This is a genomic window from Alkalihalobacterium alkalinitrilicum (assembly GCF_002019605.1).
In the GTDB taxonomy this organism is placed as follows: domain Bacteria; phylum Bacillota; class Bacilli; order Bacillales; family Bacillaceae_F; genus Alkalihalobacterium; species Alkalihalobacterium alkalinitrilicum.
This window is the reverse complement of the sequence record NZ_KV917368.1, coordinates 4,579,974-4,598,430: the sequence shown is the minus strand read 5'-3', so window position 1 is coordinate 4,598,430 and position 18,457 is coordinate 4,579,974. Positions and strand designations below refer to the sequence as shown.

20 protein-coding genes are annotated in these 18,457 nt (G+C 36.2%); 6 read left to right on the top strand and 14 right to left on the bottom strand.

What is annotated here, in order from left to right; translation table 11 throughout:
• Nucleotides 1-17 precede the first annotated feature (17 nt).
• Entirely contained in the window at nt 18-167 is a 150-nt protein-coding gene (locus BK574_RS27710) for a hypothetical protein (protein WP_158211725.1), read from the bottom strand.
• Between the two features lie 178 nt (nt 168-345).
• Between BK574_RS27710 and BK574_RS22265 the strand changes: the two genes are divergently transcribed.
• Together BK574_RS22265 and BK574_RS22260 are read left to right on the top strand one after the other, a co-directional pair.
• Complete coding sequence (locus BK574_RS22265) at nt 346-783, top strand: universal stress protein (protein WP_075385999.1); 438 nt, start codon at nt 346-348, stop codon at nt 781-783.
• A gap of 367 nt (nt 784-1,150) precedes the next feature.
• Complete coding sequence (locus BK574_RS22260; RefSeq protein ID WP_078430130.1) at nt 1,151-1,948, top strand: ATP-grasp domain-containing protein; 798 nt, start codon at nt 1,151-1,153, stop codon at nt 1,946-1,948.
• A gap of 220 nt (nt 1,949-2,168) precedes the next feature.
• Here the strand turns inward: BK574_RS22260 and argH are convergent, their stop codons facing one another.
• The gene (argH, locus tag BK574_RS22255) at nt 2,169-3,548 is read right to left on the bottom strand and encodes an argininosuccinate lyase (RefSeq protein ID WP_075385997.1); all 1,380 of its coding nucleotides are present in this window, start codon (nt 3,546-3,548) and stop codon (nt 2,169-2,171) included.
• The gene (locus BK574_RS22250; protein WP_075385996.1) at nt 3,545-4,765 is read right to left on the bottom strand and encodes an argininosuccinate synthase; all 1,221 of its coding nucleotides are present in this window, start codon (nt 4,763-4,765) and stop codon (nt 3,545-3,547) included. Before BK574_RS22250 ends, argH begins: the two co-directional genes overlap by 4 nt.
• Nucleotides 4,766-5,130: 365 nt before the next feature.
• Between BK574_RS22250 and BK574_RS22245 the strand changes: the two genes are divergently transcribed.
• Nucleotides 5,131-5,445, top strand: a complete 315-nt coding sequence (locus BK574_RS22245) for a hypothetical protein (RefSeq protein ID WP_075385995.1) — start codon at nt 5,131-5,133, stop codon at nt 5,443-5,445.
• Between the two features lie 129 nt (nt 5,446-5,574).
• On the opposite strand, the gene BK574_RS22240 is transcribed toward BK574_RS22245, so the two are convergent.
• The 5 genes from BK574_RS22240 to BK574_RS22220 all read right to left on the bottom strand — a co-directional run bounded on the left by BK574_RS22240 (nt 5,575) and on the right by BK574_RS22220 (nt 10,534).
• Nucleotides 5,575-6,408 carry an EcsC family protein gene (locus tag BK574_RS22240; protein WP_075385994.1) on the bottom strand — a complete coding sequence of 278 codons (834 nt, stop codon included), beginning with the start codon at nt 6,406-6,408 and terminating at the stop codon, nt 5,575-5,577.
• Entirely contained in the window at nt 6,405-6,593 is a 189-nt protein-coding gene (locus BK574_RS22235; protein WP_075385993.1) for a hypothetical protein, read from the bottom strand. Before BK574_RS22235 ends, BK574_RS22240 begins: the two co-directional genes overlap by 4 nt.
• 28 nt (nt 6,594-6,621) lie before the next feature.
• Nucleotides 6,622-7,548: a 3'-5' exoribonuclease YhaM family protein gene (locus tag BK574_RS22230; protein ID WP_078430954.1), complete on the bottom strand. Its 927-nt coding sequence runs from the start codon at nt 7,546-7,548 to the stop codon at nt 6,622-6,624.
• Between the two features lie 435 nt (nt 7,549-7,983).
• Complete coding sequence (locus BK574_RS22225) at nt 7,984-9,174, bottom strand: acetate kinase (protein WP_078430129.1); 1,191 nt, start codon at nt 9,172-9,174, stop codon at nt 7,984-7,986.
• A 361-nt stretch (nt 9,175-9,535) separates the two neighbouring features.
• The gene (locus tag BK574_RS22220; protein WP_078430128.1) at nt 9,536-10,534 is read right to left on the bottom strand and encodes a class I SAM-dependent methyltransferase; all 999 of its coding nucleotides are present in this window, start codon (nt 10,532-10,534) and stop codon (nt 9,536-9,538) included.
• Nucleotides 10,535-10,759: 225 nt separating this feature from the next.
• On the opposite strand from BK574_RS22220, the gene BK574_RS28575 reads away from it, so the two are divergent.
• Together BK574_RS28575 and BK574_RS28570 are read left to right on the top strand one after the other, a co-directional pair.
• Nucleotides 10,760-10,990: a hypothetical protein gene (locus BK574_RS28575; RefSeq protein ID WP_238458073.1), complete on the top strand. Its 231-nt coding sequence runs from the start codon at nt 10,760-10,762 to the stop codon at nt 10,988-10,990.
• Nucleotides 10,954-11,373: a nuclease-related domain-containing protein gene (locus BK574_RS28570; protein WP_238458072.1), complete on the top strand. Its 420-nt coding sequence runs from the start codon at nt 10,954-10,956 to the stop codon at nt 11,371-11,373. Before BK574_RS28575 ends, BK574_RS28570 begins: the two co-directional genes overlap by 37 nt.
• A 621-nt stretch (nt 11,374-11,994) precedes the next feature.
• On the opposite strand, the gene tpx is transcribed toward BK574_RS28570, so the two are convergent.
• The 5 genes from tpx to sppA form a co-directional block, all read right to left on the bottom strand.
• On the bottom strand, nt 11,995-12,495 hold the full coding sequence (tpx, locus tag BK574_RS22210; RefSeq protein ID WP_078430127.1) for a thiol peroxidase: 501 nt from the start codon (nt 12,493-12,495) through the stop codon (nt 11,995-11,997).
• Nucleotides 12,496-12,826: 331 nt separating this feature from the next.
• Entirely contained in the window at nt 12,827-13,300 is a 474-nt protein-coding gene (gene ytfJ / locus BK574_RS22205; RefSeq protein WP_078430126.1) for a GerW family sporulation protein, read from the bottom strand.
• A gap of 94 nt (nt 13,301-13,394) precedes the next feature.
• Complete coding sequence (locus BK574_RS22200) at nt 13,395-14,051, bottom strand: DUF2953 domain-containing protein (RefSeq protein WP_218970610.1); 657 nt, start codon at nt 14,049-14,051, stop codon at nt 13,395-13,397.
• Nucleotides 14,052-14,144: 93 nt separating this feature from the next.
• Complete coding sequence (locus BK574_RS22195) at nt 14,145-14,633, bottom strand: RDD family protein (RefSeq protein WP_078430124.1); 489 nt, start codon at nt 14,631-14,633, stop codon at nt 14,145-14,147.
• 9 nt (nt 14,634-14,642) lie between these two features.
• Nucleotides 14,643-15,641: a signal peptide peptidase SppA gene (gene sppA / locus BK574_RS22190; protein WP_078430123.1), complete on the bottom strand. Its 999-nt coding sequence runs from the start codon at nt 15,639-15,641 to the stop codon at nt 14,643-14,645.
• 157 nt (nt 15,642-15,798) lie between these two features.
• On the opposite strand from sppA, the gene BK574_RS22185 reads away from it, so the two are divergent.
• On the top strand, nt 15,799-16,596 hold the full coding sequence (locus tag BK574_RS22185) for an NAD kinase (protein WP_078430122.1): 798 nt from the start codon (nt 15,799-15,801) through the stop codon (nt 16,594-16,596).
• 21 nt (nt 16,597-16,617) lie between these two features.
• On the opposite strand, the gene BK574_RS22180 is transcribed toward BK574_RS22185, so the two are convergent.
• Complete coding sequence (locus BK574_RS22180; protein WP_338020614.1) at nt 16,618-18,249, bottom strand: amidohydrolase; 1,632 nt, start codon at nt 18,247-18,249, stop codon at nt 16,618-16,620.
• Nucleotides 18,250-18,457: the final 208 nt, after the last annotated feature.

The window sequence follows — 18,457 nt, the reverse complement described above, 5'->3', positions numbered from 1 at the left end:
CAGCCTTTTCTTACTCGTTACCCTCTTAATTGTTCATTAGTCTCATTTTGACTATTTGATGCATGATCTTCTGTCGTTCCTACCCGATACGAATCCATAATTTGCTCGAGAACCATCATTTCCCCTTCTTCATCATAAATTGTACCAGATAGCTTATGTTCCTTCATAAAAGTACCCCCTTCAGATCTTAGAACCAAGTTTATTATTTAACAATTCATGAACATTTATTTATGAGGATATCATTATTAAAATGTTTTGATAAAATGAAATTGTGGTAAATAAAACACATCTAGAAAAACCACGTGGTTAAATTGTTTTCACAATTTATTTAGGGGAGTAGATAATATGGAAAAAAATTATCGTAATATTTTAGTAGCAGTAGATGGTTCTGAAGAAGCAAATGTAGCATTAAAAAAAGCTTTAGATATTGTAAAAAAAGATAATGCCCAACTTTTTATTGCACATGTTATTGATACTCGTACTTTTGCTACGGTTGAACAATATGACCGTACCGTTGTTGCTCGTGCAGAATCGTATGCAAATGAGCTTCTAGGTCAATACAAAAAAGAAGCAGAAGAAGCTGGAGTTACGAATGTATCTGTAGTACTAGATTTCGGTTCTCCAAAAGTAAGAATTGCAAAAGATATTGCTAATAAGCACGAAGTTGATTTAATCGTTACAGGTGCTACTGGTCTTAATGCGGTCGAACGTATTTTAATTGGAAGTGTTTCTGAATTCATTACAAGGAACGCGAAATGTGACGTTTTAATCGTTAGAAATTAATAAACTTTAAGAGGATGTCCTTAACACATAGGGACATCTTTTTTTATGGATTTTTTCGAGGTACGTAACTAATCTTTTATTAATAAGTAACGGTGGAGTTTAACTCTTAGACATCACCTCTTTTTTAGTAAAATTTGTAGCCTTTTTTTCTAAAAATAATTGTTGTAATTCTTGTTACTATAAGTAAAATTAAATTAGGATAAAATTTTAACCTTTATTATCCGTAATCGAATTACTTGCCTACTCTGTTATGAAAAATGGTTTTATTTTTTTGAATATTTTCAATAAGTCAAATATTTAAAATGTTTGTTTTAGTTAGTTAAAAAAAATTTACAATAGAATATTGTTTAGGGAGAGAAATGAACACATGAAACATATTACATTTAACCCTTATCGTACGATAGGTATTCCGAATACTACCTATTTAAAATCTGATTCTATGTTTCAACATATTGACCAAATCAAAGAATCAGATTGGGTTTTGTTTCCCGAGTATTGGCAAGTTAATTCACTCGTTTACGGTCTAAAGAAAAAAATCTTTCCTAGCGTCAACTCTTATCATTTAGGACATGACAAAATTGAAATGACTCGTGCATTAAAGGCTATTTGTCCACAACATGTCCCCTATACATTAATTTTACCCAACAATGAGTTTGGCATTGAAACCGTATTAAATGAAATGCCGTTCCCTTTTATTGCAAAAGAAGTTCGAAATTCGATGGGGAAAGGCGTGTACTTAATTCATGATGTCAAAGAATTGCGTGAATATGCATCAGTTAGTCATGTTTTATACGTACAAGAACAATTACCGATTGATCGTGACATGAGGATCGTTTATGTAGGTGATGACGTTATTGCTGCGTATTGGCGTGTCGGAAATGGAGAAAGTCATTTAAATAATTTAGCCCAAGGTGGGGAAATTTTGTTAGAGTTGATTCCTAGAGAGGCTATTGATTTAGTAAAGCATGTTGCCGAAACACTCGGAATTAACCATGCTGGGTTTGATGTCGCTATGGTTGACAATCAATTTTATATATTTGAGTTTAATATTTTATTCGGTAATATCGGATTTCAACAATTAGATGTATCCGTTGAAAATAAAATTTATGACTATATTCAAAAAGAAGATAGCAAGCTTAACCTAGATACGATGTTTGTATCTTAATAGCTTTCTTGAGCAGAAAAAAGTCTTAAAGATGAGCCTCGTGCATTGAGTTTAACTTCAATGCTTTTTTTAATACTTTAAGCACTCATTCATGCACTCTTGGTGGGGCTATTACTGCCAGCTGGTGCGAGATAAACGAAAGCAAGACGTAAATCGGCTTGATTTACGTCTTGCTTTCCTCTATATTCGATACGATTTATTCCGCTAATTAGAGCGATTTCTATTTATTGTTTAACAAAGCTTCTGCTTTTTCGATCGCTATTTGAACTTGAGCAAATCCTGTCCCACCCGCACTATTTCTACGGGCAACGACTGTTTTCGGTTGAAGCACCTCATAAATATCCTCTTCAAATAGAGAACTTGCTTCTTTGTACTCAGCAAACGGAAGGTCTAAGAGATAGTGCCCTTGTTGAATACAGTGAAGCACAAGCTTTCCTACAACTTCGTGCGCATCACGGAACGGCATTCCTTTGCTTGCCAAATAATCCGCTAGCTCCGTTGCATTGGAGAAGTCTGAATGCGTCGCTTGCTCCATCACATCGGTATTGACTGTCATCGTTTCAATCATACCTGTAAAGATTTTAAGTGAACCTTTGACCGTAGTCACCGCATCAAACATACCTTCTTTATCTTCTTGCATATCTTTATTGTACGCAAGTGGAAGTCCTTTCAGGATCGTTAATAGGGAGAATAAACTTCCATACACTCGTCCTGTTTTTCCACGAATCAGTTCTGCCATATCAGGATTTTTCTTTTGTGGCATGATGCTACTTCCTGTTGCAAAGGCATCATCTAATTCGATAAAACGGAACTCTTGTGATGACCATAGGATGATTTCCTCACAAAGTCTTGATAAGTGCATCATCATAATCGATGAGCCACTTAAAAACTCTAGAATGAAATCACGATCACTGACCGCGTCTAGGCTATTTTCATAAATCCCATCGAATCCTAATAACTCTGCGCTATAGTGACGATCAATCGGGAAAGTCGTTCCAGCGAGCGCTCCTGCACCGAGTGGTGAAATGTTGACGCGCTTTAGGCTATCTGAAAAACGATTAAAGTCTCGCTCTAACATCCAGAAATAAGCCATTAAATGATGCGCAAATGAAACAGGCTGCGCCCGTTGCAAATGTGTATAGCCTGGAATTAACGTTTCAATATGGTGTTTCCCTTGCTCGACTAAAGCATGTTGTAAGCTTTTAATTTCAGAAAGAATTTCTTCAATTTGTTTACGTAAGTATAAATGCATATCTGTTGCTACTTGATCGTTTCGACTTCTACCTGTATGAAGCTTTCCACCGACTGGACCAATTTCATCAATTAAGAACTTTTCCACGTTTAAGTGAATATCCTCATTTTGGACAGAATATTCAAGCTCACTATTTTGAGCTTTGGCTAAAATTTTCTGTAAACCTTCCGTAATTTTCTCCACTTCATCTTCTGCCAAAATGCCACATTTACCGAGCATTTTAACGTGTGCTAAACTTCCCTCGATGTCTTCTTCTACGAGTAGTTGGTCGAAGCCGATAGAGGCGCCGAATTCATCGACCCACTCTTCGGCTGTTTTCGTAAATCGACCACCCCAAAGCTTACTCACAGTTTGACCCCCTTGTTGTTGTTCACGTCCTTATTTACTTTACTACTTACTTTTGTTGGTAGGCCCCAAAGTTTGATAAATCCAACTGCTGCATTATGATCAAACTCATCATCCGTTGAATACGTAGCAAGCTTCTCATCATATAATGAGTATTCTGATTTACGTCCTTCAATAATTGCATGGCCTTTAAATAGTTTTACACGAACGAGCCCTGTTACATTCTTTTGAGTTTCTTGTAAGAAAGCTTGTAGGGCTGGAGTTAAAGAAGAGAACCATAAACCGTTATAAATCACTTCTGCTAATTTTTGACTAATTACTGGTTTAAAGTGAGCTACATCTTTCGTTAATGTTAAGTCTTCCAATTCTTTATGAGCTTTAATCAATGTCATCGCACCTGGGCACTCATATACTTCACGAGATTTAATACCAACAAGACGATTTTCCACGTGGTCAATACGTCCAACCCCATGCTTACCAGCGACTTCATTTAATTTTAAAATAAGTTCATGTAGTTCATACTTTGTTCCATCTAATGACACAGGTACTCCTTGTTCAAACGCAATTTCTAAGTACTCTGGAACATCTGGTGTTTTTTCAAGTGGTGCTGTCATTTCGTATGCACCTTCTGGAGGAGTCGCCCAAGGATCTTCTAGGACTCCACACTCATTCGCACGTCCCCAAAGGTTAGCATCGACTGAATACGGATTGTCTAAGTCAATTGGGATCGGAATATTGTTATTTTTTGCATATTCAATTTCTTCATCACGAGACCAACCCCACTCACGAACAGGAGCAAGTACTTCTAAATCAGGATTTAACGCTTGAATGGATACTTCAAAACGCACTTGGTCGTTTCCTTTACCTGTACAACCATGAGCAACGGCATCAGCGCCTACTTGCTCTGCAATTTCAACGAGCTTCTTTGAGATTAATGGACGTGATAACGCCGATACTAGCGGATACTTTTGCTCATATAATGTATGAGCTTGAAGTGCTGGTAGCACAAACTCTTCTGCAAATTCTTTTTTCGCATCAATTGTATAGGACTGAATAGCTCCAACTGTAAGAGCTTTTTCTTTAATAAAATCTAAATCTCTTCCTTCACCAACATCAAGACCGACAGCTACAACGTCATACCCTTGGTCACTTAACCATTTAATTGCTACCGATGTATCTAATCCCCCAGAATATGCTAATACTACTTTTTTCTTAGTCATGCTATTCCCTCCAATAAGTATATGAATATAAATTCTTTATCAATCATTTTTATGCATTGATTTTCTAAAGTAAACTCGCCGATTAGCGAGCATTAAAAGTAATGTATTGACCATTTTACTCAAGCTTTATATGATGACTTCCATAATGCTTTCCGAATATTGATAACAACAGTGAAATCAAATTCTTATAAAATGAATAAACTTAAATAAAAACTAATTATTATTCATTACTTTAACAACTAACTTCATTTTTGGCAATAGGGTAATTTAAAAAAATTGAATATTATTTATCAATTTTTGTTTTCACTATCTATATGTTTAAATCTCTAGATAGTTCATGTAAAATTAAAAGAGGAGGTGGAGATGTGGATTTTAAATTTATATATGATAAGCGCTTAGGAATAGAGATACCCCATTTATATAAAGACTGGGATGAATATACATTTTCTACGCAAACAGAAATTTTACTTCGATGGGAACAAAATCGCGGGAGTATACCTGATCGAATTGCTGACCTTGAAGTACAAATTAATCAAAAACAAGCAGCACTTAATAACGAAGAAAACTTTCCGAAATCTTGTGAATTAAATAGTGATATTTCAGAATTAGCTTCAATTATTAACGACCTCTGGATTTGGTACCGCATCAATCAAAATGTCACAGACAAAGTTCACCAATAATCTAGGAGGTAATAAGTATGTCGTTTCTTTGCGATTAACTTAGTTTACCGCTGTAATTCAAACAATATTCTACTAATAGACACAAATTAAAAGCGAAGTCCTCTAAAGATAAGGGCTTCGCTTCGCTATTTAACCTTTTTCAATTAATAATCGTTTTTGATAAAACCGTTGCGCCACTTCGGTTACTTGCCTTGAAAATTGATAATTCATCGTTGCTCCAAAAACCATTCCAATAAGCGGCACACCTTGGATTAATTTTTTCCGTAATAACATAATCATCATAACTTTTATTAATTGTCTTAAAGGTTGTTGGATCCAAGAAATATCTGCAACTTCTTCGTTTCCTGTATAAAACCATTCATCATAATCTTCCGACTGTACTTCCTCCCATAATGCATCCCAAGCACCCGCTTGTAAGTTTTTCGGTAAAGACGCAACATGAAAAATTTTTATGGCGACCATCATTTCAGCAGGACGTTTTACATCATATCCATAAGACAGGCCAATGAGTTGAATTGCTCTCATGTTAATGGCAATCATGGCAGGGAGGTCTATTCCTAATAAAAGAATTCCCCCCATACCCGAAACACCGCCTTGCCCCATTGACATTAGCCGTTGCTTCGCCATTTGTTGTTTGGCCATAAAGTTTAGCTTTTCAATTGACAATGTTCGAATATCTTGAACTTCTTCAATTTCTGCATTAAACACTTTAGCTTGTTCGAGAATTCTCTCTCTTGCATCTTCATGAAACCGTGAATTTTGAATCATCGCATGTAAATGAAATAAAAAGTTATCGATAGTCTCCAAAACTTTGGATTTTTTATCTTTACCAATTTGGTCTAAACCGACGTTTAACCATTTTTGATACATTGTTTCAAAGTCTGTCGGCTCATGTAGAAAAAATGTTTCTTCCCACTGCTCAATTTCTAATATCAAACGCTGTTCCTGTTTCGTTAAAGTCACTCGCTTTTACTCCTTTCGCTCGAACTATTTTTTCGAACTGCTCGTTCTTGTCCAACCATCTCTCCAATTAAACTATCGACTTCTGCTGTGGTTTGAAATGGAAATTGGTTAAAATCAAAACGATTGGCTAACTGATCTTCTGTTAATTTTAATTTCTCTATCTTTTCTTGCGAAACTCTGTTCATCCCCTTGTTCCCCCTAGTTGTAGCTCTTTTATTTCCGATAAGTATACATCCTTCGCTTAAACATTGGTAAAAATGTCCAATCTTCATTAGATTCATTACCTAGCGTAAATAGAGCATTTAATTCATTATCCAGTTGATTGATATGTTGAAAAAATATAGCCTCTGCTGTTTTACTACGAACTCCACTTGCTTGTGTTGGTTGTCGATCATTTGACAGAACACAATGCTTTACTGCTAAAACTTCGTTGTGATCTGTCGAAATTCCTGCTTGTATCGCTCCTTCTAGTATCATTTCTATACTTAAGAAGACATAACCAAGTAATTCGCCACTGGTTGTATAGTCAGGTACAATCGGATCACTTATTGCTTTCGTTTTACCTATATCGTGCAAAATACAAGATGTGATGATAACATCCTTATTTAATTGTGGATACACTGGTAATAATTGTGCTGCAACATGACAAAGTGTAACAATATGTTCAAGCAACCCTGCATAATACGCATGATGATATTCTTTAGCCGCTGGGACCGTCGTTAGTTTTTCACGTAAGTCCTTCTTTCTTAATAATGTTTTAATTAATTCGCGAAGTGTATCACTTTCAACTTCTTCGATAAACATACGTAACTCCTGCCATAATTCCTCACGGGGAATTGTAACATGATTGACTAACTCATTGATGTCAATAGCATCTTCTTCTGTCACAAGGCGGACACGCTGAATATTCAATTGTCTTTGTTCCCGAAAAAACGTGATCATACCATCAACCTTAATAATCGCTCGTTTTAATAACCATTCTTTTTGTTTTTCCGTTACGTCCCATAATTTCGCTCGTAGGATCCCATGCTGATTGCTTAACGTGAGAGATAGATAATCACTGCCATTTGCCGCGATATTTGTTTCCCGATCTTTCACAATGAAGTAATCGACAACCCGTTCTCCTTCTTGTTTGTTCATCCAACTCAATTATGAACACTCTCCCAAAACTTCTAAGTTACTTTCATTGTATGCGATCTATTTATTGAATAAAAGTTTTTGCACACAGATTGGTTCGCTAGAAGGTCAAGTTCTTAGTTTTGTCATAAAGTGAAACTTCCATCAATGAGGGGCTTTCCTCTTCCCCCACTGATGGTTAGTTGAGGTCCACACGATGTGGGTCACACGTACGTTGCCACAGGATGTGCCAAATTTAGTCTGTGTGCATTTAGTTATTACTGCCAGTTGTTGCGGGATAAAAGACGATCCATAGGAATAAAAACAGAAACAGGTAGACCTTTTATCATTTTGAAGGGTCTACCTGTTTTTTATAATATTTTTTTCATTAACGGTTTTATAACTAATATTCATTACGGGATAAAGGAACACCCTACGAAATGAAATTTTACTTTATGTTTATGATTGTGAGAGTCGTACGGTGTCTCTCGCAATCATCACTTCTTCATTCGTCGGGATAATGAGAACTTTAACTGGAGAGTGAGGATAGTTGATAAACGCTTCTTTACCTCTTACTTTATTTAAAGTTGGGTCCCAGTATACGCCCATAAACTCTAAGCCCCTTAAAACGCGCTCACGTATGACATCACTATTTTCACCGATCCCTGCTGTAAAAATAATCGCATCAACACCATTCATCCGCGCGGCATAAGACCCAACGTATTTATGAATACGAGACGTAAATACTTCAAGTGCTAGTTCTGCTCGTTCATTACCTTTTTCTGCTTCTTGTTCAATGTCTCTTAGGTCACTAGAAAAGCCAGAAACTCCTAACATGCCACTGTTTTTGTTTAACACATCGAGAACTTCTTGAGCGGTCTTCCCTGTTTTTTCCATGATATAAGGGATTAGGGCTGGATCAATGTTACCTGAGCGAGTTCCCATAGTTACCCCAGCAAGAGGTGTAAATCCCATTGATGTATCAATCGACCTTCCTCCATCAATAGCGGCAATACTTGCTCCATTTCCTAGATGACAAGAGATTAATCGTACTTGTTCTAGGGGACGATCTAACAATTGTGCAGCACGCTGTGATACATACTTATGGGATGTACCATGAAAACCGTATTTACGAATTCCATATTCTTTGTAATAGTCGTACGGTAAACTATATAAGAAGGACTTTTCAGGCATAGTTTGATGAAATGCCGTATCAAATACAGCAACTGCTGGTACCTTCGGCAGTACTTCTTTAAAAGCTTTAATACCTATAATGTTAGCTGGGTTATGTAACGGAGCTAACTCAGATACTTCCTCAATTCCTGCTAACACTTCAGCTGTAATTAAAACAGAGTCATTAAACTTCTCACCACCATGAACTACACGGTGCCCTATCCCTTCAATTTCTTCTAATGATGCAATAATCCCTAACGTAGTTAGCTTATCTAAGAGAATTTTAACCGCATACGAATGGTCTGGTATGTCTAATGTCTCTTTATTTTTTTCACCATTTACTTCAATCGTAAAGATACTTTCACCTAGCCCAATTCTTTCTACAATTCCTTTTGTCATCACTGCTTCTTCTGGCATGTCTAATAATTGAAACTTTAGCGAGGAACTCCCTGCATTTATTGCTATTATTTTGGCCATTATGACGAACCGCTCCTTTAATCATGCTGGGTAAGTGTATTTCCTACCCAAGTTGTATATTATTTCATCGATTTTATAATCAGTCATATGATCATCTTACCTATTTAAACACTCTAGTAATTTGTTTTCAACCGACTACTTTAAAGTCTTTAAATTCAGACTTGCATGCCTATTTCTAATACATCTAATGAACAGTAAGCCCATCTTTTAATGTAACCGAAAGTAGATGAAATTAACCTCTTTCAAAATGAAAAAAGCTACCTTAAAAGGTCGGCCTCTCAACGCAAACTAGGAATGCTAGTTTTATGTATGAACAGCACAAAACACTTTTCAAGTAGCTTTTCGATTATATTTTTGATGTTTATGAAATGTTTAACTCTTCTTCAAACCAACGATCAATTTGCTTTAACATATCTGCTAACGCATCTTGACGAGAAAATGATGGCATGTCCGCCAGTAACGCTTGCCGCGGCTGAACAGCTTCATCTCCCTTTTTTTGAAGGATTAAAATACTTTTGCCATGTTGTGCGTTTTTAAACATCGTTTGCGGTAACTGTAGTAACCCTAAGATGATTGTTTTTTCTTTAAGATATGCATTCAAGGCAGGAGCTTGGTCACTTTCGAACAAAAAATTTGGAATAAGAAAAATCAGATATCCGTTTTCTTTTGTTAATTCAACTGATTTTTCAATCATTAAGTGATGGACAAACGATCGTCCTTCTTTTGCCTTTAGCTCATATTGAAAGGCAATCTCTTCATTTGGATAATAACCAACTGGTAAATCAGATAAAATGACGTCAACTGGTGCCAAGCTCAACGGTCTGATGCTGTCTTGGTGATACAGTTCAATTTGTTGTTCCTGCAAGTTAGCACTCACAAAAGCTAGATGCAACAACGTCTCATCTGCTTCTAGTCCATAACTTTTTACCTTTTTTTTCTGCAGTCCGTTTAAAACAGCCGTTAACAAATTTCCAGTCCCAACGGCTGGATCGCCAATGGTCACCTCTTCCTTTTTGCTCGTAATCTTATTTACTAAGTAACTTATAAATATTGCCACTGTATCAGGAGTGAGGGCATGATTCGGTTGCGTCGCTTCTTTCATTCCTTTTAACACAGCTAATTGCAGAGCTTTTCTAACTTCCTCTTTATGCAAGACTTCAAAGTCTATTTGAGCTAATCTACTTTCCAATTGTTTTTTAGTTGCGGACGAAATCTCTTGAACCACTTCACCTTGAAAAAGATTTTCTCCCGCATCAGCTAAAGCTTCTAAATATGTAATATCGAGTTCTTCCTTTAGTAGTTCAGCACTTTCATCAATCGCTACAAACAACTTTTCTATATTTGTCTTCGGTTCTAACACAACTTCTCCTCCGTTCGATTGTTCCTATCATTCGTATATTTTAGCAAAAAGAAGCACATAATAAACCTTTTATGCTGATTTTTTTTTGGTGATGTGTAATTGACTCGTTTTGATTACTTAGGTTTACGAAAGTTAGACTTCCTAGTTATAAAAAAATAGGATTGGAATGCTTGTATGTCAAAGCTATTTTTCATAAAATTAATGTATCTTTTAATGGGGTGACCTATGGCTATTAAACCTCGTGAAGAAGCAGTAGCTTTAAAGATTTGGAGATATTTAAATGGTCGATCTATTTTATCTGAAAAGGAAGATCAATACTACTTAAATCTTGAAAGGGGATATAAAGGTGAGCAAGCGTTTGATAAATGGCTAGAGAAACGATCGATGGATTGCCTTGTATTAAATGACTTATTATTGGAATGCACAATACGTTTTTTCAAATCGATACACTATTAATAACTACAGAGAAAATCTACCTCTTTGAAGTCAAAAATTATGAAGGCGACTTTTTGATCGAAGACGATAAATGGTACACGTTAACGAAAACCGAAATCAAAAATCCCGTCCTTCAAGTAAAACGTAGTGAATTTTTATTTCAACGTTTACTCCAAGAACTTGGGTTTAACACTTTTATCACTTCACTTGAAACATACCTCATCTTCATGAATCCCCATTTTCAGCTATACCAAGCCCCACTCAATATGCAAATTATTTTTCCGACTCAGCTTAAACGATTTCTGAACAACTTAAACAAAAAATCGACAAACCAACTAACCGAAAAACATTCACAATTAGCAGAAAAACTGTTAACAAGAAAAACTGTTAACTATTCACCATAATAAATCCCCCTATGCCAAGTTACCTGAATATACTTATGAACAACTTAAAAAGGGAATACCTTGTGTTTCGTGCGCTTCGTTAATAGGTGCGTGCAATGACAGAATATTAGTTTGCAAAAATTGCGGGCAAATAGAAGATGTTACCACTGCTGTGTTAAGGTGTGTAGAAGAATTTACTATTCTTTTCCCAAACAGAAAAATAACTACAAACACAATATACGAGTGGTGTAAGATCATTACATCTAAGAAAACCATACGAAATATTCTTTTGACAAACTACAAACTCATTTCGCAAGGGAAGAATTCTTATTATGTTAGTGACCTTAGTATTAATGGGGATCAATGAAATAATTAGTTTTAACCTTTGTAGGATGATTACAGGTCAAAATTTCCATCTGTTTTCTCCTCAAGCAAAAATAGTTCCTTGTTTACCTAAAACCTCCTAAATCCTTCTTCTAGATACAGTTTAGGCGCTTCCGTCACCACTTTCTCCTAGTTTCTTCCTCTCTCGGGCACGATGCAGGCGCTTTCGTTGCATCGTGCCCTCCCCTTCATCAAGCAGTAATACTTTTTAATCAAAAAAAGAGACTATAGAATAGCCTCTTCCCCTCATTACTATTATTATTGAGCTGCCTTAACAGCTTCGATTGCTGCTTCGTAGTTTGGATGGTTTGTCGCTTCTGAAACATATTCTACATATGATACTTTATCATTAGCGTCAATAACAAACACTGCACGAGCTAATAAACGAAGTTCTTCAATTGCTACGCCATATGCTTTACCGAAAGATAGATCACGGTGATCAGATACCGTTTGAAGGTTTTCGATACCTGCTGCTGCACACCAACGTTTTTGTGCGAATGGTAAGTCCACACTCACTGTTAGGACTTGTACATCACCTAATCCAGCTGCTTCTTCATTGAAACGACGCGTTTGTTGATCACAAACTCCAGTATCAACAGAAGGAACCACACTAATTAAACGTACTTTCCCTTTGCTGTCTGCTAATGTTACTGGTGATAAGTCGTTAGCCAATACTGTAAAATCTGGTGCAGTTTCACCAACTTTCACTTCGTTACCTAATAGTGTTACAGGGTTTCCTTTAAATGTTACATTTGCCATAATATTACGCCTCCCTTAGTTTTTAATATATGTACAGTGTAATCATAGTTTTTTTCGGTAAATTTTTCAACCTTTAAATACTTCTTTAACGTTAAAAGAATTCCTTTATAAAGTAAAGCTTCCATCAGTGAGGGGTTTTCCTCTTCCACCACTGATGGTTAGTTGAGGCCCACACGATGTGGGTCACATTGCCACAGGACGTGGGGCATTTAGTCTGTATTCATTTTGTTACTGGCAGTTGTTGCGGAATATATAATATTGTTCTTTATCTTTTTACCAAGTTCCAGAAAAAACGAAGGGGAAACTAAATTCACCCTTCGCATTGTTACCATTAAGTTAATCGGTTTGGATCGATATCGTCAAATGTTGAAGTTGTTGACGTTGTTGTTGTAATTTTTGTTTCATCTTGGTTTCCAGTACCGTTATTAACCATTTGTTGAATTTTATCAACCACTTGTGGTGCAAAATCAAGAAGTTTTTCATATAAGTGCGTATTGCTATCGAGGTGTACCATTTTCACACCTGTCGAGCTAACAACTAAGAAGGCAATTGGTGTAATAGAGACACCACCCCCACTACCTCCACCAAATGGATTTAGAGTTTCTGTTGTGCCAGTAGCGGTTTTATGATCAACAACAAATTCACTCCCACCTGCTGCAAATCCGAAACCAACCTTAGAAATTGGCATGATGACACTGCCATCTGGAGTTTCTACTGGATCACCAACGATCGTATTAACATCAACCATTTCTTTTAAATTTTCCATCGCTGTTTTCATTAAACCTTGAATAGGATGTTCTGACATAAAAATTACCTCCTGTCATATTTGATATATTTTTATTGTCCCCAATTATCAACCGTTTATTTCTTTTGTTCAAAATATGTAGTTGTAATTTCATCTAAGCTTTTTCATCGTTAGCTCTTAATGAAACGGGACGTCTTTTCCAATGTCTTAAAACAAGAATTCCTGCGATGATAGAATATCCGACTCTAAACGAAACTATACATTTTAAATCTGTTTGAGATACAGTCTGTTGAAAGTGAGGGTTTATTGCGATCTTTGGTAGCTGCTTCATTTTTGTATAGTTAGCAATAAGACCGATTATTCCTCCTTTAACAGACCAAGCCATACCCGATAAAAAGCCAGTTAATGCGGCGTCCGATACACCGATGTTTGTCGTCCATCTCATATCTCGTACCGATACATGACTTAAGAAACGCCGAACAATTTTGTGAAATCCGACGACCTGTTGCAAAAAATCTTTAAACTTTTCGAGGTCTCTCATAATCCTCTCAAAAGTTAGTTTTACTTTCTTTTCATCTTCTATACCACCAATACTTTGTTCCTCTTCAACAATTATCGAAGGGGAATCTTTATCAATTTTTATTAAAGGGGCTTTAAAAGTGTAAGACAAAATTCTCCATGCACGAACCCTGACCATTAATTCATCATCATCCCCATTATGATAATAGCTAATGAAAATATTTAGTTTGGTTATGAAGATAATAAATAAAAGCAGTAAGATTATTAATATAACGAGAATGAAGATATTCATTCTAATCACCATTTCATTTTTAGATTCAGTATATACGTTAACCTTTTCCATTATTGACCAAAAACACAAAAAATAAACCTGTCAATTGACAGGTTATCTTTCTTCGTGTATTACAAATGTGTCCGCAATCCGATCATGCAACCCTTGTTTCCTGCTTGAAAAAGGAATGATCAAATACAATAATTTTAATGGGAAAAATGGATAGTGCAAATATCGTCCGACGACTTCTCGAAACATGACAGTCTTCCAAGAGAGGGACTCGCCGCTTACTTGTATGACTTTCAATCCAAATAATTGTTTTCCAAGTGTTTGTGAAAACCATTTGGTCATAAGTGTAAAATAAATAAAACCCACTAAAGCTGTTAAAACTCCTGCAATTGAAAAAAACCAAATGGTTTCCCTCGATAGATCCAATAATCTTAATAGTGGGTAGGTAATTAGACCATTAACACTATAAATGACGATACCATCTAATAAAAACGCCCATAATCTCATCCAAAAGCCTGCATAACGGTACTTTTTTGGTTCATTTATCACTTCAGTTAATTCATTTTCTTGTAGTTCATTATAATTATTTTCCATATACTTCTCCTACTTCGTATATAAATACATTAAGGTCGGGGAATTCGTTTGACGTACTAACTGCTGTAATCCTAGCAAATCACCTTGGTTCATTGATAATCGTTGAGCTGATAACTGTAATAAATCGTTAAATCCAACAGATGTTTCATAACGGATTACTTGCAAGTTGCCAAGCCCTAAGTCTTCGATTAAAGCGTCGACCGTCTCTTCATAACTTTTAATATCATCGACCAAATCAAGTTGAACTGCTTGAGAACCACTATAAATTCGACCATCTGCGATATTCCTTACTTCTTCTTCAGGTAATCCTCTTCCTTCTACAATAACATCAACAAATTCAACATATGCATCATCAATAATAGATTGTAAAATGGCCCTTTCATCTTCTGTCATCTCTCGCGTTGGAGACATAATATCTTTATATTCACCACTTTTAATTGTTTGTTCCTGAATTCCGATCTGTTCAGCTAATTCTGATACATTGTAAGACTGCATAATAACACCTAGTGAACCCGTAATTGTAGAAGTATTAGCAAAAATTTTATCGGCTGGAGCTGCTATGTAATACCCACCTGAAGCGGCCATACTTCCCATGGAAACATAAATCTTTTTAAAATACTCCTCTTGAATACTACGAATTTTATCGTAAATTTCTGCACTCTCAACAACTCCACCACCTGGTGAATTTACTCGAATAATGATTCCCTCTACATCTGGATCTTTTGCGGCGTACTCAAGCATTGATAAAAATGTGCGGTGCCTATAACCCACACTACTGAATAAAAACGATGTGTCATCTTGATCTTGAATAACACCATTGACATCGAGTACGACAATTTTTTCTTTTCGATCTCCTTCACGTAATGTTCGCTCGACCCACTTACGGTCATCAGCACTAAACAACTCATCCCAATTGGACGATGTAGCTGGCGCCCTTAAATTTATGGTCGTTGAAAGAATAAATAATACAGTAACTGCTAATAAAGCTAGCCATCTTTTTTTACTCATACCATTAAAACACTCCTAGTCTATACGTAATAACAATGTTAAATTTTAACATAATGTTCAAGATTATGAAACGAATATACATGTACAATAATAAAGATGCCAATACTACTATTGAAAAATTTATCAAAAGCACTACATATTGAAAGGAAGTTACATAATGCCTAACCGTAAAAACGTCTTGTTCTTTTATAAACATACCCCTGAACTTAAAGAAAAAGTCTCCTCACTTAAGGAATTCGCCCATTCAAATGGATTTCAAACGGTAGATGAAGTGAAAGATGCTAATATTATTGTTTCCATTGGAGGCGACAATGCTTTTTTACAAGCATTAAGAAAAACAAATTTTCAAGAAAATTGCCTATACGTTGGTGTAAATACTGATGAAATTGGCTTCTATACCGACTTTACGATCAATGAAGTAGATAAAATGTTTCATTCCATGAAAAACGAACAAGTGGAAGTACGAAAATATTCAACGATCGAAGTCAAAATAGATGAGGAAACTCCATACTTTTGTCTCAACGAATGTAGTATTCGTTCTAACGTTATTAAAACGTTAGTTATTGACGTCTTAATTGATGATCAACATTTTGAAACGTTTCGAGGCGACGGTATGATCGTTTCAACACCTACAGGTAGTACCGCTTATAACAAGTCGGTCCGTGGAGCTGTAGTTGACCCACATCTTCCATCAATGCAAGTCAGTGAAATTGCTTCTTTAAATAATAACGACTACCGTACGCTTGGAACTTCATTTCTATTAGCTGACGATCGTACCCTTAAACTTCAAATTGTTCAAGACGGAAATGATTATCCAATTATTGGATTAGATAATGAAGCAGTGAGCATCCACCATGCTAAACAACTGGAAATTAAAGTGTCAACTCGTCAAATTAAAGTTTTAAAATTAAAAAACAATTCGTTCTGGGAGAAAGTTCAACGCAAGTTTTTGTAAAAAGCAAGGGCTGACATAAAGTCAGTCCCTTCTTTGATCATACATAATCGTTTCATCTACAACAGTCATCAAAGGTTTCGCCTCTAAAATGTCATTTCCTTTGAGTTGAAAGAGATCCTTTTCTAATATGGTAAAATCAGCTAGAAATCCTTCTTGGATCAATCCGCGATGTTCTTGTGCGTTAATCGCTGCGGCACTACCTGTTGTATATAATTGAATCGCTTCAAACATTGTTAACTTTTGTTCAGGTAAATATCCACCATGATCCTCAGTTACTTTCCTTCTAGTAACAGCTGCATGAATTCCAAGTAACGGATTTACACTTTCAATAGGTGCATCTGATCCGCCAGCACATATTAATCCGTAATTCATTAACGTTTTCCAAGCAAATGAAAAAGACAAACGATCATATCCAAGCCGTTCTTCGACCCAAGGAAAATCAGTAGCTACAAATGAAGGTTGAATATCGAGAATGAGCGGGAGCTTTTTCATCCGTTCCATTAATTCTTTTCTTAACACTTGGACATGAATTAATCGATCAGGTAGCTCACCCACTAGTGGATATTTCTCAATCGCATTTAATGCATGTTCGACCGCTAAGTCACCTATTACATGAATTGCTACTGGTTTTTTCATCGACCTTGCTACCTTAACAATCTCATCTAGATCTTCTTGAGAATGAATGGCTACTCCATTCGTATCTGGTGCATCATTATACGGATTACTGAGGAGCGCCGTTCTTCCACCTAAAGCTCCATCAGCAAAAACTTTAACAGCCCCTAATTCGATATATGGATGGTTATCGAATAACCGTGATAAATTTTTGTCCACTGTTTCTGCGACTTGATGGTGAACGAGTAAATGCGCCCTGAATTTTCTTGAATGTCCATCAATGACCTGCCGAAAAGCGTGTAAAGGTCGATCAGGAGAACCGTAATAGGATAAATCCTCTGTATGGCCACCTACTAAACCCAGTTGAAACATGTCATCAATTGACTTCGTTAACGCTTTATGTAAGTAGTCTGCACTATCTTCTGGTACTACTTTTTTAATTAATTCTTGTGCTTCATCTAGGAAATAACCCGTTGGTTGACCATTTGTATCACGAACGATTACCCCACCTTGGGGATCTACCGTTTCTTCCTTAACGTTAGCTAGTTCCATCGCTTTACTATTTGCTAATAATGCGTGACGACATATACGCTTCAGTAACATTGGATTATTAGGTGCCATTTCATCTAATTCTGTAAAGTGAAAAATTTTTCGATCTGAAAAATTATTTTCATTCCATCCTTCCCCAATAATCCACTCTCCTTCTTTAGCTTCGTTCACTTTTTCTAACAATAACTTCTTCATCTTCATGGCCGACTGAACTTCAGATAAATCAAGTCGTAGTAGACGTTCACCATATCCGATCATATGTAGGTGACTATCAACAAAACCTGGGTAAGCAAAGCCGCCGTGAATATTAACTCTACCTACTATCTCACTTTGATATTTTTTTTCCAAATCAGCAATATTTCCTATTGCTTTTATAACCCCTTTATCGGTTAGAACCGCTTCAACCTTTTCATTCTCAATTTTCATCGTATAAAAAGTTCCACCGTGCCATAACGTTGCCATCGGACCACTCACTTTCATTAAAAATTCCATTGCCAACATCTTCACAAAATTACACTCAAAATGCAAATATAAACAAGAAAAGCCAAACGTTACGAGCAACCTCGATAGTCAACAGTTCAAACCATCGAAACGTTTACTTAACGGCAGGATATTAACTTTTTAGGGGAATGGCCTGTAACTAGACAAAGAGGCAGGAGAAATATCTCCTACCTTTTGAAAAATTGAGCGCTCACTCAAT